Origin of the sequence: Natronobiforma cellulositropha, assembly GCF_025629245.1 — an archaeon.
GTDB lineage: Archaea > Halobacteriota > Halobacteria > Halobacteriales > Natrialbaceae > Natronobiforma > Natronobiforma cellulositropha.
Genome location: NZ_JANZXN010000019.1, coordinates 144,809 through 163,266 on the forward strand (window position 1 = coordinate 144,809; position 18,458 = coordinate 163,266).

Here is an 18,458-nt window from a genome sequence, read left to right on the forward strand (position 1 = left end):
GCGTCTAGAACAGTTAAGGCCGAGAAGGTCTAAGTAGAGGGCACGACGATGAGCGACTACTCTGACGAAGAGCAGCGGATTCTCTCGTACCTCCGCGAGAGCGCAGCCCGGGGTGAACAGTACTTTCGGGCGAAGAAGATCGCGGACGCGATCGGTCTCTCGTCGAAACAGGTCGGTGCGAGACTTCCCCACCTCGCGGAGAAATCGGACGAGGTCGACATCGAGAAGTGGGGTCGTGCCCGGTCGACGACGTGGCGCGTGACGGTGAGCTGACCGATCTACGCAGACGACGATTTCACCGTCTTTTTACCGCTGAGACCCGCACCTACTGCCATGACCGTTCGGGTCGAGCGTACGTTCGAAGTTACCGCCTCACCGGAGCACGTCTGGGCGTTCATCGCAGATCCGACCCGACGGGCCGAGTCCATCAGCGTCGTCAGCGACTTCGACGTCGACGACCCAGCGGGACACCGCGCGACCTGGCACGTCGACTTGCCGATTCCGTTCGTCCGAAAGACCATCACCGTCGAGACCGAGGACGTGATTCGAACGCCACCCGAGTACGTCGAGTTCGTCGGGAAGTCGAAGGTCATGCGCGTCGTCGGCGAACACCGGATCGTCCCCACCGAGACCGGCTCGAAACTCGAGAACACGTTCGTCGTCGACGGACGCGTCCCGGGGGTCGAGACCTTCTTCAAACGCAACTTAGACGGCGAACTCGAGAACCTCCGGCGCGGACTCGAGCGCTACCTCGAAGCCGAGCGATGACCGAGAGCGACGGAGCGTCGACGCTCACGCTCGGACTCGCCCAGCTCGAGGTCGTCGCCGGTGACGTTGCGGGGAACCTCGAGCGTGCGCTCGAAGCGATCGAACGCGCCGGTAGCCGTGGCGTCGACCTGCTCGCGCTCCCGGAACTGTTCACCGTCGGCTACTTCGCCTTCGACCTGTACGCGCGGTCTGCAGAGGGACTCGAGGGACCGACGCTCGAGCACCTCGCCGGGGCGGCGGCCGAACACGGCGTGGCCGTCCTCGCGGGGACCGTCGTCGAGGACCTCGCGGAGACGGCGGGTGAGACGCCCGCCGAGACGGGACTCGCGAACACCGCGGTACTGTTCGACGCCGACGGGAACCGGCGTCTCGTCTACCGCAAACACCACCTCTTCGGGTACGACTCGGCCGAGAGCGAGCGACTGGTCCCGGGCGAACGCGTCGCGGTCGCCGAACTCGGCGGCTTCACCGTGGGCGTGACCACCTGTTACGACCTGCGGTTTCCGGCGCTCTACCGGCGACTCGTCGACGCGGGCGCGACGCTCGCCCTCGTCCCGAGCGCGTGGCCGTACCCGCGAGTCGAACACTGGGAGACGCTCTCGCGGGCGCGAGCCATCGAGAACCAGTGCTACGTGGCGACGATCAACGGCTCGGGGACGATGGGCGAGACGACGCTGCTCGGGCGCTCGAGCGTCTACGATCCGTGGGGCGTGACGGTCGCCTCGAGCGGCGACGAACCGGCGTTCGTCACCGCAACGATCGATCCGGGCCGGGTCGAGCGCGTTCGAGAGACGTTTCCCGCACTGCGCGACCGCCGAGAGTGAGGCGTCACGTGACGCGAGAAACCCGCTGTCTTTTAGTAGTTGCCCCCGAATGAGTAGCTGCCGGTACACAACGACGCTTTTCACGTCGACACCGGCACTGCGCGTCGCTCCGGCCCGTCGCTGCTCGTCTCCCGGGAACGAGCGGACGTCCGCTCTCTTCGCCACACCTTTCGAACGCGCCTCGAGCAAGCGAGTGTCTGGCATCGAACTATCCCTCTCTGCCCACTAGGTAGTGTATGGAACGTGATGCGTACCTCACTCGACGACGAGCGCTGCATATCGCCGCCGCGACGGGTGTCTCGGTAGCACTCGCCGGATGTGGAGGACCAGCGGAGGAAGACGACGCGGCCGACGACCCCGCCCCGGCGGAAGAAGACGACGAGACGGAAGAAGAGGACGAGACTGAAGCGGAAGACGACGAGACCGAAGCAGAAGACGACGAGGCTGAAGCGGCTGACGACGCGGACGACGAGTGGGAGGACGTCGAAGAGATCGTTCTCGACGGCTACACCCCCGGCTGGGAGGGCGTCGAACCAGCGGCGATCGAAGGCGAGGAGAACCCGACGCTCGTCCTCTACGAGGGGCGCGAGTACGACGTTACGTGGGAGAACGCCGACGGCGAGCCACACAACATCGAGATCTGGGACGAGAACGACGAGGTCGTCGACGACTACCAGACGGAGATCATCGACGAGCAAGGCGAGACCCAGACGCTGACGTTCGAGGCGAGCGAGGAGATGGTCGCCTACGTCTGTGAAGTCCACATCGGGACGATGCTCGGCGACCTCGAGATCAGGACCGAAGACGGCGAGTAGGGTGACGGCTCTCGAGCGGATTCGAGGGACGCAGACGGCGCCCGTTCAGTCGCGCTCTTCGGTGGTCTTGATGTCCGCCGAGAGTCCCTGGGCCATCTCGATCTCGCGGGCGTTGTTGAGCGTCCACGCCGTCCGCTCGGTGACCGCCTCGATCGCCTCTCGAGCCGAGGGGTAGCCGTTGCCGGACTTCTTGACGCCGCCGAAGGGAAGCTGGACCTCCGCGCCGATACACGGGAGGTTCGCGTAGGCGAGACCGACCTCGGCGCGGTCTCTGAAGGCGTTGAGCTGCCGGTAGTCCTCGGAGATGATCGCCCCCGCCAGCCCGTAGGGCGTCGCGTTGTGCACCTCGAGTGCGCGGTCGATGTCGCCACTGTACTCGAGGAGGGCGACGTGCGGGCCGAAACACTCCTCGGTCAGACAGCGCAGGTCGGGATCGTACTCGATCTCGTAGACGAACGGGCCGACCCAGTGGCCGTTCTCGAAGCTCCCCTCGCCGCCCGCCGTCGGCAGTTCGTCGGCTCCGAGTTCGAAGCGGTCGACGAGCACCTCGGCCCCCTCGCGGACGGCCAGTTCGTTGTGTTTGCGTATCTTCTCGACGTGGCTCGCCTCGATCACCGGTCCCATGAAGGTGTCCGGATCGAGCGGGTCGCCGACGGCGATCGATTCGGCCACCTCGACGAAGCGGGCGCTGAACTCCTCGTAGTGGTCTTCGTGGACGATCAGGCGCTCGCTCGAGACGCAGCGCTGGCCGGTGGTCTTGAACGAGGACATGACCGCGGCGTCGACGGCGAGGTCGAGGTCGGCGTGTTCGGTGACGACGATGGCGTTCTTCCCGCCCATCTCGCAGGCGGCGAGCTTTCCGGGTTCGCCGCCGACTTTGCGTCCGATTTCGTGGCCGACCTCCGCAGAGCCGGTGAAGAGGACGGTGTCGACGCGTGGATCTTCGACGATGGTCGCACCGGCGTCGCCGAAGCCCTGGACCATGTTGAACACCCCCGGTGGAATACCGGCGTCCTCGATCATCTCGGCGATGAGTTGGCCACACCAGGGGGTCTGTTCGGCGGGCTTCCAGACGACGGTGTTGCCCTCGACGAGCGCGATGGCCATGTGCCAGAAGGGGATGGCGACCGGGAAGTTCCAGGGCGTGATACAGCCGACGACACCCCGGGGCTTCCGGCGCATGTAGGCGTCCTTGCCCGGAATCTCCGAGGGGACCACGTCGCCGTGGGGGTGACGGGCGTTGCCCGCCGCCCACTCGACCATGTGCCAGGCCTCCGTGACGTCGGCTCTCCCCTCGCTGATCTCCTTGCCGCACTCGAGGGTGACCACCTCGCCGAGTTCGTCGTGGCGCTCGCGCAGTTCGTGGTAGATGTCCCAGAGGAACTCCGCGCGGTCGATGTACGACAGGGCGCGCCACTCCTCGAAGGCCGCCTCGGCCGCAGCGAGTGCGGTGTCGACCTCGGGTTCGGTCGCTCGAGCGACCGTCGCGAGCGTCTCGCCCGTCGCCGGGTTCTCGCTCTCGAAGGTCTCACCGCGTCCGTCGACCCACTCGCCGTCGACGTAGTGGCCGAACTCGCGGTCGCCGGCGGTGTGCTGGTGGCTCATACCACGGTATTCGGGCGGTGAGAGCAAAAAGACTGGGACGGAAGCGGGGTCCGGCGACGCGCTCGGGTCAGCGATCGCCGAGTTCGCTCAGTTCGACGACCTTCTCGACTTCGCTCCGCAGTTGCGTCGAATCGAACTCGTGGTCCGGGCGGAGGCTGACGAAGTCGAGAAACTCCCGCGCCGAGAGGAGGTCGACCGAGTCGTAGACCGCGCTCGCGTGTCGAACCGTCTCTCGAGCGCCGATTCTGGGCTCGAGGACGGCGAGCGCACAGGCCAGGTCGTAGCCGCGGGCCTCGCGCTCGTAACTCTCTCTGATGCGAGTCGCGTCGATGAAGTAGAGGTCGTCCTCACACAGGAGGATGTTCTCACCGCGGAGGTCGCCGTGGGCGAGTCCGTGAGCGTGCAGTCGGGCGAGCATGTCGAACAGTTCGGGCGTCCGCGTCCGGAGTTCGTCGGCGCCGAGGTCCTCGAGCGTCCGGAACTCGGGGAGGTACTCGAGGACGAGCACGCCGAGACCGTTGACCTCGAACGCCTCGATGGGCCGGGGTGCGTTGAGACCGACCTCGCGCATGCGCACCGTCGCCTCGAACTCGTGTTCGACCATCTGGAGGGGCGTATCGAAGCGGTCGAAGAAGCCCTCGGTGCCCGAGGAGAATGCCCCGACGTTGCGCCCCGCGGTCAACAGGCCGTGGACCGCGGCGTTCTGCCGGGAGACGATCTTGACGAACCACTCCTCGTCGATCACACACGGTGTCGAGAGCCAGTTGTCCGCCTCGAGAAACTCGACGCGGACGACCTCGCGGCCGTAGCGCTCCGCCAGCGTGCGGACGACGCGCTCGATGCGCGACCACTCGACGGTGCCTCGAGCGAGCTGGCGGATGTCCATGCCGTGGCTGTTGGTAACCCACTGTTATAGGCGTCCCGAAGTTTTCGGTCGCTGAGTCGGTCCGAGAGACGGGAGACGTCCCACAGTAACATCATTAACATTTTACACACCGGGCGTGAATCAGCTGGCAGACGAATGTACGCAATCGACAATCTGAGTGACGCGATAGACGTCACTCGAGACCGGCTGACGCCGTTCGACCTGTGGATGTGGGTGCGCCTCGCGATCGTCGTCTTCTTCATTGGCGGGGTGGGCCTGGGTGTCCCGACGTTCGGGGGCGACCTGAGCGGCTTCGACGAGCCGGGCGAGGACATCGAGACCAACGGTGAGGCAGAGGAGCTCGACTTCGAGGAGGCGACGGGAATCAGTGAGAATCAGCTCCTCGGGGCGTTCCTGATCGTGTTCGCCCTCGTCGTCTTCTTCGGACTGCTCTACATCGTCCTCTCGGCGATCATGGAGTTCGCCCTCGTCGAATCGCTTCGCTCCGAGGAGGTCCACGTGAGACGCTACGCGAAGGAGAACCTCGGACGGGGACTCCGTCTCCTCGGCTTCCGGATCGGTCTCTGGATCGTCTTCGGCGTCGTCGGAGTCGCGACGTTCTTCCTCGGCGCGCTCGTCGTTCTCGGATCGATCGACGAGGTCGGTGCGGCCTCACTCGGCGCCCTGCTCGTCGTGTTCGTCCTCGTGATCGGTCTCTACCTGCTGTTCGCAACGATCATGAAACTGACCACCGAGTTCGTCGTCCCGATCATGTTACTCGAGGAACGCGGCGTCCTCAGCGCGTGGAGCCGCTTCTGGCCGACGCTCACCGGTTCCTGGAAGGAGTATCTGGTCTACATCGTCCTCGTCGTCATCATCCAGATCGCCCTCGGCATCGCCGTCACCATCCTCGCGTTTATCGCCGGTCTCGTGATCGCGATTCCGGTGCTCGTCGTCGCCGTCCTCCTAGGGCTCTTCGGCGGGACGCCCGGAATCGTCCTCGCCGTCGGTATCGCCCTCCTCGGCTTCCTCTTCTGGCTCCTCGTCTACTCGTTCATCGAGGTGCCAGTGGTCGCCTACGTCCGCTACTACGCCCTCCTGTTGCTCGGCGACACGAACGACACCCTCGACCTCATCCCCGACCGCCGCGCACGCGCTCGAGCGGCCGGTGACGACGCTGGCGGCGCTGGCGGCGCCGGCGGCCCGGAGCGCGAACCGAGCGCCTGGGACCGCGAGGACGACGGCCGCGACGACGGCTGGGACTCCTCGAGTAGCTGGGACGACCGCGACGACAGTAGTTCCAGTTGGGACGACCGCGACGACGATAGGTCGGGCTGGGACGACCGCGACGACCGGCGCTGAGGCGGATCGCTCGCGTCGCCGGTGGGCTTATTTCTCGCGTCGGTGAGTACTCGCGTATGGACTTCGAGCTACCCGACGAACACCGGATGATCCGGGACACCGTCCGGGAGTTCTGTGTGGCGGAGATCGAACCGATCGCCCAGGAGATCGAAGACGACCACCGGTTTCCGGCGGGCGTGTTCGACCAGCTCGCCGACCTCGACGTGATGGGCGTGCCGGTGAGCGAGACCTACGGCGGTCTCGGCGGCGATCAGCTGATGTACGCGCTCGTCACCGAAGAACTCGGGCGGGTGTCGGGGTCGATCGGTCTCTCCTACGCCGCACACGTCTCACTGGCGTCGAAACCGATCGAACTGTTCGGCACCGACGAGCAGAAAGAGCGGTGGCTCAGGCCGCTCGCGGAGGGCGAGTATCTCGGCGGGTGGGCACTCACCGAGCCCGAGAGCGGCTCTGACGCCTCGAACATGGCGACGGCCGCGACGCCGGAGGGCGACGGGTGGGTGCTCTCGGGGACGAAGCAGTTCATCACGAACGCCTCGGTCGCGGGGTCGATCCTCGTCAAGGCGGTGACCGACCCCGACGCGGGCTACGACGGCATCTCGACGTTCATCGTCGACCCGCGCGCCGACGACGGCTTCGAGGTGACCGCCGAGTGGGAGAAGATGGGACTCAACGCCTCGCCGACCTGTGAGATCGTCTTCGACGACTGCTACCTGCCCGCAGAGCGCTTACTCGGCGAGGAAGGTGCGGGCTGGGAACAGACCAAGAAGACCCTCGAGGGCGGGCGCATCTCGATCGCCGCACTGTCGACCGGTCTCGCGCAAGGCGCATTCGACCACGCCCGCGAGTACGCCGGCGAGCGCGAACAGTTCGGCCAGCCGATCGCGGAGTTCGACGCCATCCGGGACACGCTCGTCGACATGCACCGGAAGATCGAGCGCTCGAGGCTCCTGACCCACCGTGCCGCCAGCCAGTACGACCGCGGCCGGTCGGTGACCCGGGAGTCCGCGCTGGCGAAACTCGAGGCCAGCGAGAGCGCCCGCGAGGTCGCCGAAAAGTCCGTGCAGGTCCTCGGCGGCTACGGCTACACCACGGACTTCGCCCCCCAGCGCTTCTACCGCGACGCGAAACTGATGGAGATCGGTGAGGGAACGAGCGAGATCCAGCACCTCGTCATCGGCCGCGAACTCGGCCTGTGAACGATGGTGCGCACACTCGCCGCGCTCGTCTTCGGCGTCGTGCTCGCCGCGTTCGGACTCGTCGGCCTGTTCAGCGCTCGAGCGATCGTCGAGAAACAGCGCGCAGAGGGGCTATCGACGTTCGCGGACGGGACGGTCGACGACCGGACGCGCGTGCTGGTGACGCGGGCGATGGCGGGGGCGTTCGTTCTCGTCGGTGTCCTCCTCGCCGGCTACGGTCTCGGAGCGTTCTGATCGGACGGGTCACTTCCGCCAGCGGTGGCGCATCGCGAGCAAGACCGCGTGGGGTGAGAACTGCTCGTCGACGTGCTGGCTGCGGCGGTGCGCGCGCGTGAGGTGTAAGACGAGCACGTAGCCGACGGCGGCGAGCGCGAGCGCGATCAGGACGTTCCCGAGGAGGACGAGTTGAACCGCCGTCGCCGCGTAGTTCAACAGCGAGTGCTCGAAGAGCACGACCGGTTCGGTGCCGACGAGGAGCGCCCCAACCTGGAAACTCGCGACGTAGACGAGCGGTTTCACGATGGGGTTGAGGACGATCACCGACGAGAAGATGGCCGTCTTGCTGATCCAGTCGTAGTAGTAGACGAGGACGAAGAAGAGACCGATACCGAGACCGCCGGTGGGCATCGCCGTGACGAAGATGCCGATCGCGAAGCTCGCGGCGATCTCTCGAGGCGTGTGCTCTTCTTCGAACGCCGCCGTGAGTTCGCGACGAACACGCGCCCGGTAGACAGACAGACGGTCACGGATCATCGACTCAGTTGATTCGGGATTTCCCGGTGACGAGAAAAAAGTATCGACACTACGTCTGCGCGTGTCAGATAGTCGACCCTATCGCCGTGTGTCGGCTCAGGGGAACGTCCCGGCCTGCTCGAACGCGTCGACGACGCGCTGGATCGAGACGACGTAGGCCGCCTCGCGGAAGGTGTCGAGGTCGTGTTCCTCGTACGCCTCGGTCAGGGCGTCGAAGGAGTCGACGATGATCTCCTCGAGTCGCTCGTTGACCGTCTCCTCGTCCCAGTAGAAACGCTGGCGGTTCTGGACCCACTCGAAGTAGCTGACGGTCACGCCGCCCGCGTTGGCGAGGATGTCGGGGACGACGATCGTGTCTTTCTCGGCGAGGACGGCGTCGCCAGCGGGCGTGATGGGACCGTTGGCGGCCTCGGAGATGACGTCGGCGTTCACGTCGGCGGCGATCTCTTCGGTGATGGCGTTCTCGAGCGCGGCGGGGATCAAGAGGTCGACGTCGAGGGTGAGCAGTTCGTCGTTGGTGACCTCCTCCTCACCGTCGGGGAAGCCGACGACGCTGCCGGTCTCGTTCTTGTGGTTCTTGGCGGCGACGGCGTCGAGACCGTCGGGGTTGTAGACGCCCCCGCTCGAGTCGGAGACGGCGACGACGGTCGCGCCCATCTCCTCGACGAGTTTCGCGGAGATCCAGCCGGCGTTGCCGTAGCCCTGGACGGCGACGGTCGCGTCGGCGATGTCGCGCCCGAGGTACTCGAAGGCCTCGCGGGCGGCGATCACGGTCGAGCGGCCGGTCGCCTCGACGCGGCCCTCGCTGCCGCCGCTGTCGAGGTCCTTGCCGGTGATGACGCCCGGTTCGGTGGTGTTCTCGAGGGTCTCGTAGGTGTCTTTGATCCAGTTCATCTCCCGCTGGCCGGTGTTGACGTCCGGCGCGGGGATGTCCTTGTCCTCGCCGATGAACGGGGTGAGTTCCTTCGCGAAGGCGCGGGTGATCCGCTCGAGTTCGGTCTCGCTGTACCCGTCGGGGTCGATGATGATGCCACCTTTCCCACCGCCAAGGGGGATGTCGACGATGGCCGTCTTGTAGGTCATCCAGCCCGAGAGCGCCTTCACTTCGTCACGGGTGACGTTCGGGTGATAGCGGATGCCACCTTTGTACGGGCCGCGGTCGCCGTTGAACTGCGAGCGGAAGGCCGTAAAGCGCTCGAGCGTGCCGTCGTCCATCTCGACGGTGAGGTTCGTCTCGAGAACGCGTTCGGGGTGTTTGAGTCGTTCGATGACGTCCTCGCCGACGTCTAAGTGCGTAGCCGCATCGTCGATCTGCGACTGTAGACTTTCAAACGGGTTCACGTCTGAAGACATTGCACCCAACTTTCGACGACTGTGAAATAAGTGTGGCGAATACTGCTCGGAATATCACATAATACGATAATAGGAATACTAATTTGGTAATATTCTGGTCAGTTGCCCGGACGCTCGTCCGCCTCGAACGGATCGCCGTCGGCGAGTTCGATCACGCGCCTCGCCCGCGCTAACAGCGGTGCGTCGATCATCTCGCCGTCGACCTCGAAGACGCCGCGTTCGGTCTCGGCCGCGTCCGCCGCCGCCTCGAGAACCGTCTCGGCCCACTCGCGTTCGGCCTGCGTCGGGGCGAACGCCTCGTGGATCGGCTCGATCTGTGCCGGATGGATCGCCAGCTTTCCGTCGAAGCCGAGCTGGCGGGCGAACGCACTCTCCTCGCGGAGACCGGCCGCGTCCTCGAAGTCGGTGTAGACGGTGTCGATCGCACCGCAGTCGTGTGCGCTCGCGGCGATGACGACCCGCTGGCGGGCGGAGAGCACCTCGATTCCCTCCGCCGTCCGCGACGCACCAATGTCTGCCGCGAGGTCCTCGGCACCGAAACAGAGCGCGGTGACGGGATCGCAGGCGGCGATTTCGGGGGCAGCCAGAACGCCGCGGGCGGTCTCGAGCAGCGCGAGCACGGGGAGCGGTGCGCCTCGAGCGTCGAGCCACTCGGAGACGCGCTCGACGTCGCTCGCCCGCTCGACTTTCGGGAGGACGAGTGCGTCGAGTCGCGAGAGCGCGTCCGCAGACAACGCCTCGAGATCGGTCTCACCGGCAGCACCCGGGTTGATACGGACGGCAACTGCGGGTCCAGTGGCGTCGGACGGCTCTGCGAGCACCTCGTCGACCGCCGCCCTGGCGGCGGCCTTCCGGCCGGGCGAGACGGCGTCCTCGAGATCGAAGACGACGACGTCGGCGGCCGTCGAGAGCGCCGTACGGAGCATCCTCGGCCGGTCGCCGGGCGTGAAGAGCACACTTCTCGAGCGCATAGGCTGGTAGTCGAGGGGAAACGATTTGAACGTACGGGCGAGTGGTGACCGTTCCCACCCCATGGGGATCACGGGACGTCACTATATTCCACACCGGTGTAGCTCCCAGTGGTGAGACGACTATGCACTACCTCGTCGCAACGGACGGATCGAGCGAGAGTACGCGCGCACTCGAGTGTGCGCTCGAGTTCGCCGCGGCTATGGACGCCTCGGTGACCGTCGCCCACGTGGTGAGCCCCGAGATCACCGTCGAGGGGGTCGAACCGATCCGCTCGCTCGCCGACGCGGACAGACGCCTGCTCCTCGAAGGGGTCGAAGACGCCGAAGTGCGAGGCGAGGCGATCCTCGAGGAGGCGTCCCGGCGCGGTGAGAAGCGAGGTGTCGGCCTCGAGACGGACGTCCTCTACGGACGGCCGGTCGACTCGCTGGTCACCTACGTCGACGCGGGCGAGTTCGACCACCTCTTCGTAGGCACGCGCGGCCTCTCGGGGCGCGCGGAGACGCTCCTCGGGAGCGTCGCCTACGACCTCGTCCGGCGGGCCTCGCTGCCGGTGACCGTCGTCCGTTGAGCGGCAGACGAAAGCACCAGTCGCTTCTGGCCCTCGCCCGTCACTCCACGTATGTCTCCGACAGTCACCGAGGACGACGTCGGCAAAACCGTCGTGAACGCCGGCGGCGAGACCGTGGGCGTCGTCGCGGCCGTCGACGCCAGCGGCGCGCGTGTCGACCCCAGCCCGGGCGTGACCGACACGATCAGAGCCGCACTCGGCTGGGAGAGCGCCACGGCGGAGGCGCTCCCGCTCGACCAGCGGGCGATCGAATCGATCACCGACGACGAGGTACGCCTCCGCGGCGACCTCTCTGCACAGGGTGACGTCGTCGGCGACTCGCGACCCGACGCGGAACCCGACCGCCAGCCCGGCGACGAGACCGTCGGGACGGAGGGACGGACGCCGATGGGGACGGACCCCGCCTCGGGTATCGCCGCCGACCGGGAGCGAGAGCCGCTCGAGGACGAACCAGACGGGCGACTCGAGGCGACGGACGAACCGATCGACGGCGACGACGAACGGCGCGAGAGCGACCGCGAGCGGGCGGCCGACGCGAGCAGGGACGAGGACGACGAGGCGCGCTGAACGGCTCGGACAGGAGGTCTCGAGTCAGGTCTCGGAAGCCGGGCCGTGGCGTACCGTCAGCACGGGCACGTCCGAGAGACGAACGACCTTCTCGGTGACGCTGCCGAGGAGGTACCGGTCCAGGCCGGTCCGGCCGTGCGTGCCCATGACGACGACGTCGACGTCGAACTCCGCGGCGTACTCGAGGATGCGCTGGTGGGGCGTCCCGCGGACGACGGCCGTCGTCGTGGGTTCGACGCCGGCGTCTCGCGCCCGCCTGGCGACGCGCTCGACGACGCGGTCACCGACGCTCTCGAACTCCTCGACGATCGTCCCCGTCTCGACGTCGTTCGCGAAGACGGTCGCGTCGATGACGTAGAGGACGTGCAGGTCCGCACCGTAGGTCTTCGCGAGGTCGACCGCGTGGTCGAACGCACGGTCGGTCGTCTCGCTGCCGTCGGTCGGTAAGAGAATGCGCGAGTACATGCCTCCCCAGTAGGGTGGCGAGCGAAAAATAGCTGTGTGCGCCACCCACCCAGCGCCGACGGAATCCGTCGAAGCCGGCGGCGACGGGCACCGGTCCGGGTGGCCGTCGGCCGCTCCAAAAAGATAATCCGAGTTGGAGGTGTACCGGCGACCATGAACCCCCGTTCGTCCCCACCCCCGTGCGCACCGCTCGCCCGCGGTCTCACAGCCGTCAGCGAACGCAGATGACGTTCGACGAACTCACCATGCGCGCCGACGACGCGACGCGGCGCGCGGCGGACGTCTACCGCCGACTCGAGCGCCGGTACGACGGCTTTCTCGAGCGCGAACACAGCCGATCCGTCTCGAGACAGCGCTTCAGCACGCTCGTCACGAGAATTCGCCAGACTGGCGCGCCCTTCGGCGCACAGACCATCGTCTACCGCCCCTCCGGGGACCTGCTGCTCGTCCGCCACGAGGGCGTCGACCAGTGGGTCCTCCCCGGTGGCGGCGTCGACGCCGACGAGTCCTTCCTCGAGACGGCCAGACGCGAACTCGAGGAGGAGGCCGGAATCAGCGCCGACTACGACGGCCTGGCGATCGCGACGCGGATCGACTTCGACGCACACGGCTACCGGACCTGGGGCGTCCTCCCCATCTTCGCCGCGCGGGCGACCGAAACCGTCCCCGAAGTGAGCGACCCCGACGGAGAGATTTCGGCCGCTCGCTGGTTCTCGAGCCTACCCGACGACACCCAGGACCGCGCGGACGTCCTCGCCTGGCGCGAGGCGCACTTCGGTTAATCGAGCCAGGCGCGACGAGCACGCACGAGCGACTCGACGCGCTCGGAGACGACCGGGTTGCCAGCGACGCCTCCGCGCTCGAGCGCAGAGCCGACGATCACGCCGTCAGCCCCGGCGTCGAAGACAGCCCCGAGTCGGTCGGGCGTCACCCCGCTGCCGACGAACACCGGTACCGGACGCTCGAGCGCCGCGACCGTCTCGACGACACGCCGGAGGTCAGTGAGCGCAGTCTCCTCGCCCGTCCCCGGTCCCGACACCACGACGCCGTCGGCCAGACCGCGCGCGACCGTCTCGCGGACGGCGGTCTCGAGCGAGCGCCCGCCGATCGGCGTCGCGTGTTTGACGTGGACGTCGGCGAGGATCGAGACGTCGGCCGCGAGCGTCTCACGGAGGCGGAGCGTCTCGTGGGCGCGGCCGTGGACGAGTCCCTGGTCGGTCGCCGCGCTCGCGGTGTGGACGTTGACGCGGACGAACGAGCCACCGACGGCGCTCGCGACCGACAGCGCGGCGGCCGCGTCGTTTCTGAGGACGTTGATCCCGACGGGGCAGTCGACGGCGTCGGTGACGGCTGCGGCGAGTGCCGTGAGGTCGGCGACCACGTGCGGCGGGACCGCGTCGGGGTAGAAGGGGGCGTCGCCGAAGTTCTCGACGAGCACCGCGTCGACGCCACCGGCGGCGAGCGTCTCGGCGTCGGCGAGCGCGCGTTCGCTGATCGCCGCCCGGTCGCCGTCGAACCCCGGCGCACCCGGCAGCGGCGGGAGGTGGACCATGCCGACGAGCGGGTGGTCGGTGTCGAAGCGCGCGAGCAGGCCCGGAGAGTCGTCACTCATAGCCCGGCCGACGGTCCCGAGACTACAAAATGTGGCGCTCGCGGGCGGCGGCGGGGCGATAGTCAGCTGGTGGGCGGACGGCTACGCCTCGCGCCACTTGACCGAACAGCCCTGGGAGGGGAGCCACTCGAGGTCGACCGGGTCGTCCGCGAGAACCGCGTCGATGGCTTCCCGGACGTGGAAGCGAGTCGGCTCGTCCTCGGGCGAGAGCGCGTCGTCGAGACGGCCCTGGTAGACGAGTTCGAAGCCGTCGTCGGTCGCCGCGAAGAGGAACGGATCGGGCGTACAGACCGCGCCGTAGGCGCGGGCGACCGCCTGGGACTCGTCGCGGAGGTAGGCGTCGTAGGCGATCTCGCCCGACTCGACGAGTTCCTGCATGCGCTCGAACGAGTCGTCCGGGTAGTTCTCGGCGTCGTTCGGGTTGATGCCGACGACCGAGACCGACTCGTACTCGGCGGCGAGGTCGTTGAGCAGGTCGAACTTCGCCACCGCGTACGGACAGTGGTTGCAGGTGAAGACGACGAGCAGCGCCTCGTCGTCGGCGAACGACTCGAGCGAGTAGGCCTCACCGTCGGTGCCGGGCAGGGAGAACGCCGGTGGGGCGTCGCCCGCCTCGAGTGCGGGTTCGGATTCGACTGGCATAGTTCGGGGTGTGTCCGTCGCGGTATTAAACGCCGGGGTCGCAGCCGTGTGTGGCGTCGCAGACTCGGACCGCCCAGGGCCGCGGGCGTCGAAGTATTATGTACCCGCCCCTGTATCGGTGAGGTATGAAGACCCTCGAAGTGACAGACGAACAGTACGCGTTCATCCAGCACCTGCGCGAAGAGATTTCGACGCAGGTCGTCGGCAGGTACGGACACGTCCGCGAACGCGACGCGGTCCAGTTTCTCATCGACAACCTCGACGGTGGGCTCGAACTCGACGACGAGGTCGGGGAGTTCGACGTCGGTGAGACGCTCGAGGAGGACGAGAGCGCGATCACCTACGACGAGGAGGCGAGTGCGAGCGAGGCGACCAGCGAGGACGGGACCGACGACGCGGACGACGATGGCGACGCCGACGAGGAGACCGGCGGCGGGAACGCCTCCGACGACGACATGCTCGACCGGATGATGAACCTGCTCGAGACCCACGACGACAAGTGGGAGGAGTCGCCCACGGCGGACTACCGCTACCGGGTGACCTTACCCGACGGGACGACGACGGACGTCCAGACCAAAGACGACGTGCGCGCCGCGTTGTTCAAGAACTACCGGTAGCTCCGAGTGCGTTTCTCACCGGGAGTGCGAGCGCAGTTCTCGGTTCTCGCGTGTTAACGTCGTACAACAACGCTTTTCACCACGCTCACGCTGTGAGAGCGTATGAGCGAACGCGAGGTGCTCGAGTTGCTTCGTGAGAACGCGCGGTACGGAACCGACGACATCGCGCGAATCACCGGTCTCGACGAGGACGACGTCGAGGCAACCATCGCAGCACTCGAGGAGGCAGGCGTGGTTCGAGGCTACCAGGCCGTCGTCGACTGGGACGAACTCGAGGACGAGCGCGTCCGTGCAGTGGTCGAACTCAACGTCACCCTCGACCGCGAGACCGGCTACGCCGACATCGCCTCCCGCCTCGCCCGGTTCCCGGAAGTCACCGCCTTGCGCCTCGTCAGCGGCGACTACGACTTCGACATGGAAGTCGAGGGCGACTCCATCCGCGAGGTGTCGCGTTTCGTCAGCGAGAAGGTCGCACCCGTCCCCGAGATCACCCAGACGGTCACCCACTACGTGATGACCGCCTACAAGGAAAACGGCATCGAGTTCGGCGACGGCGACGAAGACGACCGTCTCTCGTACTCGCCATGACGCTCGAGCAGTCGGCGCGCGTCGCCGAGATCCCACCCTCGGGGATCCGCCGCTTCTTCGAAATCGCCGAAGAGCGCGACGACGTCATCTCACTCGGCGTGGGCGAACCGGACTTCTCGACGCCGTGGGCCGCCCGCGACGCCGCGATCAAGTCACTCGAACTCGGGAAGACCTCCTACACCGCCAACCGAGGGATGCGCGAGTTGCGCGAGGCCATCGCCGAGTACGTCACCCGTTTCGACCTCGCGTACGACCCCGACGGCGAGATCATCGTCACCACGGGTGCCAGCGAGGCGGTCGACCTGGCGTTTCGCGCCTTCGTCGACCCCGGCGACACCGTCGCCGTCGTCGAACCCGCCTACATCTCCTACGGACCCGGCGTCACCTTCGCCGGTGGCGAAGTCCTGCCCGTCCCGACCCGGGAGGAAGACGAGTTCCGCCTGACCGTCGACGCACTCGAGCGCGCGGGCGCGGCCGATGCCGACGCGCTCGTCTACTGCTATCCGAACAACCCGACGGGCGCGGTGATGAGCGAGACCGACCTCGAGCCGGTCGCGGCCTTCGCCCGCGAGCACGACCTCGCCGTCTTCGCCGACGAGATCTACGCCGAGTTGACCTACGAGGGTGAGCACGCCTCCATCGCCGCCTTCGAGGGGATGAGAGAGCGCACCGTCGTCTTCAACGGCTTCTCGAAAGCCCACGCGATGACCGGTCTCCGACTGGGGTACGCACTCGCGCCCGAATCCGCCGTCGACGCCATGAACCGCGTCCACCAGTACTCGATGCTGAGCGCGCCGACGACCGCCCAGTACGCCGCACTCGAGGCGCTCGCCTCCTGTGAGGGCGAGGTCGAGTCGATGGTCGAGCAGTACGACCGCCGGCGCCGGTTCGTCCTCTCGCGGTTCGAGGAACTCGGGATGCCCTGTTTCGAGGCCAGAGGCGCGTTCTACGTCTTCCCGACGGTCCCCGACGGGTTCGACTGCGAGACGTTCGCCGAGGAACTGTTACGCGAGAAAGGCGTCGCGGTCGTCCCCGGCAACGTCTTCGGCGCGGGCGGCGAGGGCCACCTGCGCGTCTCGTACGCGACCGGCCTCGACGACCTGCGCGAGGCGCTCGCGCGCATCGAGTCGTTCCTCACCGAACGCGACCTGTTGTGACTCCACTCGAGCGCCGTCCCGTGTCGACACTCGTCACGAAGCACCTTCGTCTTCCGGCGTGAGGAGAGGCGTATGGCCGTCTACCGCGAACTCCCGGAGGAGCGCTTCGACGCGTTCTACGAGTACGTTCGCTACGCGTTCCTGCCAGAGCGCGGGATTCCCGAGTACGACCCCGAGGAGGACGAACATCCCGAGATCAGTGCACGGCGCGCGCTCTACGAGGCGGGCGCACCCGCCGACGCCGACCCGCTGTGTCTCTGTGCTCACCTCTGGTTCGACACCCGAGTCCGTGGCGAGACCCACCCGTCGGCTGGACTCTCGGCGGTCGCCTCGCCGCCCGAACACCGCCGCGGCGGCCACGTCCGGCAGTTACTCGAGGCGAGTCTCGAGGAGTACCGCGAGCGCGGTCTCCACTTCGCAACCCTCTGGCCGTTTCGCTACCGTTTCTACGCCCAGTACGGCTGGGAGTACGCGGACGACCGCGTGCGCGTCGAGTGCCCGCCGGAGGCGCTCGCGTTCGCCACCGACGCGATCGGCGAGCGAGGGACGTTCAGACGGCTCGAAGCCGACGAGTTCGCGGCGCTCGCACCGGTCTACGAGGCCCACACCGAGGGGTACGGTCTCGCGCTCGAGCGCGACGAGACCTGGTGGCGCTACCGCGTCTTCGAACACTGGCGGGACGACCCGTTCGTCTACGGCTGGGAGCGAGACGGCGAGATCCGCGCCTACGTGGTCTGCACCTTCGACGGCGAACTCGGCGAGCGGACCATGACCGTCAGCGACCACGCCTTCGTCGACCACGAGAGCCACCTCGCGGCGCTCTCGTTCTGCCACCGCCACGACTCACAGGTGGAGACGGTCACCTTCGAGACGCCGTCCGACTCGAGTCTCCTCGACGTCGTCCCCGACCCCGACGAGCTCGAGCGGACGCTCACGGCTGGTCCGATGGTCCGTCTGGTCGACGTTTCGGAGGCGCTCGAGGCGCTCTCCTACCCCGCGGGAGAGACGGAGCGCGTGACCATCGCCGTCGAGGACCCGCTCGCCGCGTGGAACGACGGGACGTTCACCCTGGCGGTCACCGACGGCGAGGCGACGTGTCGGCCCTCGAGCGAACCGCCCGAGGTAACGCTCGACGTCGGGACGCTCTCACAGCTCGCGGTCGGCGCACGGCGTGTCGAGACGCTCGAGCGGACGGAACGGCTCTCGAGTACCGATGCGGCGGGAGTCGAGACGCTCGGACGGCTGTTCCCACCGGAACCAGTCTACCTGCGGGAGTTCTTCTGAGCATGTCGCTGGATTCTGTCCTCTGCGAAAAGACTATATTCGAGTGGACCGTCAGTAGTACATGTATATCATGAATAAACATTTCAAAGACGCGGCCTACTACGCTCGGCGTGCCGCCACGCACGCCTTCTACGGTGTCAGAGAGACGCTCGAGCCAGTCGAGACGCGGGTTCGACGCCGCCTCGGCTACGAACAGCCGGAGCCGGAGTCGCGCGTCGAGACCCTCGTCTCGGAGGCGAAGGCAGTCGAGGGCGAGGCCCGCAATCGGGTCGCCGGCGTGACGCGGTGGTTTCGCTCGAGCTAACCGCCCGCTCTCGATTCGCGAGTAAAAGGAACGTTTATTCGTCTTTAGCTAAGACTCACACCTCGGTTGCGTAGCGGTAGCGAGCGTCTCTTGTAACACTGGCCGTTGCTGGTGGATCTTCTGTGCGTCGTCGATCAG

At 67.0% G+C, this 18,458-nt stretch carries 23 protein-coding genes; 15 read left to right on the plus strand and 8 right to left on the minus strand.

The window, feature by feature from the left end:
* The first annotated feature begins 48 nt into the window (after positions 1-48).
* The 4 genes from N0B15_RS10295 (at position 49) to N0B15_RS10310 (ending at position 2,407) form a co-directional block, all read left to right on the plus strand.
* Positions 49-273 (plus strand): DUF7123 family protein, encoded by a 225-nt coding sequence (locus tag N0B15_RS10295; RefSeq protein ID WP_263019615.1) that lies wholly within the window; start codon positions 49-51, stop codon positions 271-273.
* A 60-nt stretch (positions 274-333) separates the two neighbouring features.
* A complete protein-coding gene (locus N0B15_RS10300) occupies positions 334-768 on the plus strand; it encodes an SRPBCC family protein (RefSeq protein ID WP_263019616.1) in 435 nt (144 codons plus the stop codon).
* Positions 765-1,592 carry a carbon-nitrogen family hydrolase gene (locus N0B15_RS10305; protein ID WP_263019617.1) on the plus strand — a complete coding sequence of 276 codons (828 nt, stop codon included), beginning with the start codon at positions 765-767 and terminating at the stop codon, positions 1,590-1,592. The genes N0B15_RS10300 and N0B15_RS10305 overlap by 4 nt, the downstream gene beginning before the upstream one ends.
* Before the next feature lie 236 nt (positions 1,593-1,828).
* Positions 1,829-2,407 (plus strand): cupredoxin domain-containing protein, encoded by a 579-nt coding sequence (locus N0B15_RS10310; RefSeq protein WP_263019618.1) that lies wholly within the window; start codon positions 1,829-1,831, stop codon positions 2,405-2,407.
* Between the two features lie 45 nt (positions 2,408-2,452).
* On the opposite strand, the gene N0B15_RS10315 is transcribed toward N0B15_RS10310, so the two are convergent.
* Both N0B15_RS10315 and N0B15_RS10320 read right to left on the minus strand, forming a co-directional pair.
* Entirely contained in the window at positions 2,453-4,012 is a 1,560-nt protein-coding gene (locus N0B15_RS10315; RefSeq protein WP_263019619.1) for an aldehyde dehydrogenase family protein, read from the minus strand.
* A 67-nt stretch (positions 4,013-4,079) separates the two neighbouring features.
* Positions 4,080-4,898, minus strand: a complete 819-nt coding sequence (locus N0B15_RS10320) for an RIO1 family regulatory kinase/ATPase domain-containing protein (protein ID WP_263019620.1) — start codon at positions 4,896-4,898, stop codon at positions 4,080-4,082.
* Between the two features lie 135 nt (positions 4,899-5,033).
* On the opposite strand from N0B15_RS10320, the gene N0B15_RS10325 reads away from it, so the two are divergent.
* Genes N0B15_RS10325 through N0B15_RS10335 form a run of 3 tightly spaced genes read left to right on the plus strand, consistent with a single transcriptional unit; the run spans position 5,034 to position 7,672 of the window.
* On the plus strand, positions 5,034-6,239 hold the full coding sequence (locus tag N0B15_RS10325; RefSeq protein ID WP_263019621.1) for a DUF7544 domain-containing protein: 1,206 nt from the start codon (positions 5,034-5,036) through the stop codon (positions 6,237-6,239).
* A 56-nt stretch (positions 6,240-6,295) separates the two neighbouring features.
* On the plus strand, positions 6,296-7,438 hold the full coding sequence (locus tag N0B15_RS10330) for an acyl-CoA dehydrogenase family protein (protein ID WP_263019622.1): 1,143 nt from the start codon (positions 6,296-6,298) through the stop codon (positions 7,436-7,438).
* 3 nt (positions 7,439-7,441) lie between these two features.
* A complete protein-coding gene (locus tag N0B15_RS10335) occupies positions 7,442-7,672 on the plus strand; it encodes a hypothetical protein (protein WP_263019623.1) in 231 nt (76 codons plus the stop codon).
* A gap of 9 nt (positions 7,673-7,681) precedes the next feature.
* On the opposite strand, the gene N0B15_RS10340 is transcribed toward N0B15_RS10335, so the two are convergent.
* From N0B15_RS10340 to N0B15_RS10350, 3 genes are all read right to left on the minus strand, one after another.
* Positions 7,682-8,191, minus strand: a complete 510-nt coding sequence (locus tag N0B15_RS10340) for a DUF2062 domain-containing protein (RefSeq protein WP_263019624.1) — start codon at positions 8,189-8,191, stop codon at positions 7,682-7,684.
* Between the two features lie 96 nt (positions 8,192-8,287).
* Positions 8,288-9,544, minus strand: coding sequence for a Glu/Leu/Phe/Val family dehydrogenase (locus tag N0B15_RS10345; protein WP_263019625.1), 1,257 nt, complete (start codon positions 9,542-9,544; stop codon positions 8,288-8,290).
* A gap of 98 nt (positions 9,545-9,642) precedes the next feature.
* Positions 9,643-10,515 (minus strand): HpcH/HpaI aldolase/citrate lyase family protein, encoded by an 873-nt coding sequence (locus tag N0B15_RS10350; RefSeq protein WP_263019626.1) that lies wholly within the window; start codon positions 10,513-10,515, stop codon positions 9,643-9,645.
* A 122-nt stretch (positions 10,516-10,637) separates the two neighbouring features.
* Between N0B15_RS10350 and N0B15_RS10355 the strand changes: the two genes are divergently transcribed.
* Together N0B15_RS10355 and N0B15_RS10360 are read left to right on the plus strand one after the other, a co-directional pair.
* The gene (locus tag N0B15_RS10355; RefSeq protein ID WP_263019627.1) at positions 10,638-11,084 is read left to right on the plus strand and encodes a universal stress protein; all 447 of its coding nucleotides are present in this window, start codon (positions 10,638-10,640) and stop codon (positions 11,082-11,084) included.
* Positions 11,085-11,135: 51 nt separating this feature from the next.
* Entirely contained in the window at positions 11,136-11,651 is a 516-nt protein-coding gene (locus tag N0B15_RS10360; RefSeq protein WP_263019628.1) for a hypothetical protein, read from the plus strand.
* A gap of 24 nt (positions 11,652-11,675) precedes the next feature.
* On the opposite strand, the gene N0B15_RS10365 is transcribed toward N0B15_RS10360, so the two are convergent.
* Entirely contained in the window at positions 11,676-12,116 is a 441-nt protein-coding gene (locus N0B15_RS10365) for a universal stress protein (RefSeq protein WP_263019629.1), read from the minus strand.
* A 224-nt stretch (positions 12,117-12,340) separates the two neighbouring features.
* Between N0B15_RS10365 and N0B15_RS10370 the strand changes: the two genes are divergently transcribed.
* Positions 12,341-12,898 (plus strand): NUDIX hydrolase, encoded by a 558-nt coding sequence (locus tag N0B15_RS10370; protein ID WP_263019630.1) that lies wholly within the window; start codon positions 12,341-12,343, stop codon positions 12,896-12,898.
* On the opposite strand, the gene N0B15_RS10375 is transcribed toward N0B15_RS10370, so the two are convergent.
* Complete coding sequence (locus tag N0B15_RS10375; protein WP_263019631.1) at positions 12,895-13,728, minus strand: BtpA/SgcQ family protein; 834 nt, start codon at positions 13,726-13,728, stop codon at positions 12,895-12,897. The two genes, N0B15_RS10370 and N0B15_RS10375, sit on opposite strands and share 4 nt — an antisense overlap.
* An 81-nt stretch (positions 13,729-13,809) precedes the next feature.
* Positions 13,810-14,370 (minus strand): thioredoxin family protein, encoded by a 561-nt coding sequence (locus tag N0B15_RS10380; RefSeq protein WP_263019632.1) that lies wholly within the window; start codon positions 14,368-14,370, stop codon positions 13,810-13,812.
* Positions 14,371-14,495: 125 nt separating this feature from the next.
* Between N0B15_RS10380 and N0B15_RS10385 the strand changes: the two genes are divergently transcribed.
* The 5 genes from N0B15_RS10385 to N0B15_RS10405 all read left to right on the plus strand — a co-directional run bounded on the left by N0B15_RS10385 (position 14,496) and on the right by N0B15_RS10405 (position 18,320).
* A complete protein-coding gene (locus N0B15_RS10385; RefSeq protein ID WP_263019633.1) occupies positions 14,496-14,987 on the plus strand; it encodes a hypothetical protein in 492 nt (163 codons plus the stop codon).
* Between the two features lie 102 nt (positions 14,988-15,089).
* Positions 15,090-15,575: an Lrp/AsnC family transcriptional regulator gene (locus N0B15_RS10390; RefSeq protein ID WP_263019634.1), complete on the plus strand. Its 486-nt coding sequence runs from the start codon at positions 15,090-15,092 to the stop codon at positions 15,573-15,575.
* Complete coding sequence (locus N0B15_RS10395) at positions 15,572-16,732, plus strand: pyridoxal phosphate-dependent aminotransferase (RefSeq protein WP_263019635.1); 1,161 nt, start codon at positions 15,572-15,574, stop codon at positions 16,730-16,732. Before N0B15_RS10390 ends, N0B15_RS10395 begins: the two co-directional genes overlap by 4 nt.
* A gap of 72 nt (positions 16,733-16,804) precedes the next feature.
* The gene (locus tag N0B15_RS10400; RefSeq protein ID WP_263019636.1) at positions 16,805-18,016 is read left to right on the plus strand and encodes a GNAT family N-acetyltransferase; all 1,212 of its coding nucleotides are present in this window, start codon (positions 16,805-16,807) and stop codon (positions 18,014-18,016) included.
* A 70-nt stretch (positions 18,017-18,086) separates the two neighbouring features.
* Positions 18,087-18,320 carry a DUF7553 family protein gene (locus N0B15_RS10405; RefSeq protein ID WP_263019637.1) on the plus strand — a complete coding sequence of 78 codons (234 nt, stop codon included), beginning with the start codon at positions 18,087-18,089 and terminating at the stop codon, positions 18,318-18,320.
* Positions 18,321-18,458: the final 138 nt, after the last annotated feature.

Excerpts from the sequence above, each read along its gene's own strand:
- N0B15_RS10365 (WP_263019629.1), bottom strand. The coding sequence starts at position 12,116 with ATGTACTCGCGCATTCTCTTACCGACCGACGGCAGCGAGACGACCGAC.
- N0B15_RS10400 (WP_263019636.1), top strand. The coding sequence starts at position 16,805 with ATGGCCGTCTACCGCGAACTCCCGGAGGAGCGCTTCGACGCGTTCTAC.
- N0B15_RS10380 (WP_263019632.1), bottom strand. The coding sequence starts at position 14,370 with ATGCCAGTCGAATCCGAACCCGCACTCGAGGCGGGCGACGCCCCACCG.
- N0B15_RS10375 (WP_263019631.1), bottom strand. The coding sequence starts at position 13,728 with ATGAGTGACGACTCTCCGGGCCTGCTCGCGCGCTTCGACACCGACCAC.
- N0B15_RS10300 (WP_263019616.1), top strand. The coding sequence starts at position 334 with ATGACCGTTCGGGTCGAGCGTACGTTCGAAGTTACCGCCTCACCGGAG.
- N0B15_RS10320 (WP_263019620.1), bottom strand. The coding sequence starts at position 4,898 with ATGGACATCCGCCAGCTCGCTCGAGGCACCGTCGAGTGGTCGCGCATC.
- N0B15_RS10350 (WP_263019626.1), bottom strand. The coding sequence starts at position 10,515 with ATGCGCTCGAGAAGTGTGCTCTTCACGCCCGGCGACCGGCCGAGGATG.
- N0B15_RS10345 (WP_263019625.1), bottom strand. The coding sequence starts at position 9,544 with ATGTCTTCAGACGTGAACCCGTTTGAAAGTCTACAGTCGCAGATCGAC.
- N0B15_RS10390 (WP_263019634.1), top strand. The coding sequence starts at position 15,090 with ATGAGCGAACGCGAGGTGCTCGAGTTGCTTCGTGAGAACGCGCGGTAC.
- N0B15_RS10385 (WP_263019633.1), top strand. The coding sequence starts at position 14,496 with ATGAAGACCCTCGAAGTGACAGACGAACAGTACGCGTTCATCCAGCAC.
- N0B15_RS10355 (WP_263019627.1), top strand. The coding sequence starts at position 10,638 with ATGCACTACCTCGTCGCAACGGACGGATCGAGCGAGAGTACGCGCGCA.
- N0B15_RS10340 (WP_263019624.1), bottom strand. The coding sequence starts at position 8,191 with ATGATCCGTGACCGTCTGTCTGTCTACCGGGCGCGTGTTCGTCGCGAA.
- N0B15_RS10405 (WP_263019637.1), top strand. The coding sequence starts at position 18,087 with ATGAATAAACATTTCAAAGACGCGGCCTACTACGCTCGGCGTGCCGCC.
- N0B15_RS10295 (WP_263019615.1), top strand. The coding sequence starts at position 49 with ATGAGCGACTACTCTGACGAAGAGCAGCGGATTCTCTCGTACCTCCGC.
- N0B15_RS10330 (WP_263019622.1), top strand. The coding sequence starts at position 6,296 with ATGGACTTCGAGCTACCCGACGAACACCGGATGATCCGGGACACCGTC.
- N0B15_RS10305 (WP_263019617.1), top strand. The coding sequence starts at position 765 with ATGACCGAGAGCGACGGAGCGTCGACGCTCACGCTCGGACTCGCCCAG.
- N0B15_RS10395 (WP_263019635.1), top strand. The coding sequence starts at position 15,572 with ATGACGCTCGAGCAGTCGGCGCGCGTCGCCGAGATCCCACCCTCGGGG.
- N0B15_RS10315 (WP_263019619.1), bottom strand. The coding sequence starts at position 4,012 with ATGAGCCACCAGCACACCGCCGGCGACCGCGAGTTCGGCCACTACGTC.
- N0B15_RS10325 (WP_263019621.1), top strand. The coding sequence starts at position 5,034 with ATGTACGCAATCGACAATCTGAGTGACGCGATAGACGTCACTCGAGAC.
- N0B15_RS10335 (WP_263019623.1), top strand. The coding sequence starts at position 7,442 with ATGGTGCGCACACTCGCCGCGCTCGTCTTCGGCGTCGTGCTCGCCGCG.
- N0B15_RS10360 (WP_263019628.1), top strand. The coding sequence starts at position 11,136 with ATGTCTCCGACAGTCACCGAGGACGACGTCGGCAAAACCGTCGTGAAC.
- N0B15_RS10370 (WP_263019630.1), top strand. The coding sequence starts at position 12,341 with ATGACGTTCGACGAACTCACCATGCGCGCCGACGACGCGACGCGGCGC.
- N0B15_RS10310 (WP_263019618.1), top strand. The coding sequence starts at position 1,829 with ATGGAACGTGATGCGTACCTCACTCGACGACGAGCGCTGCATATCGCC.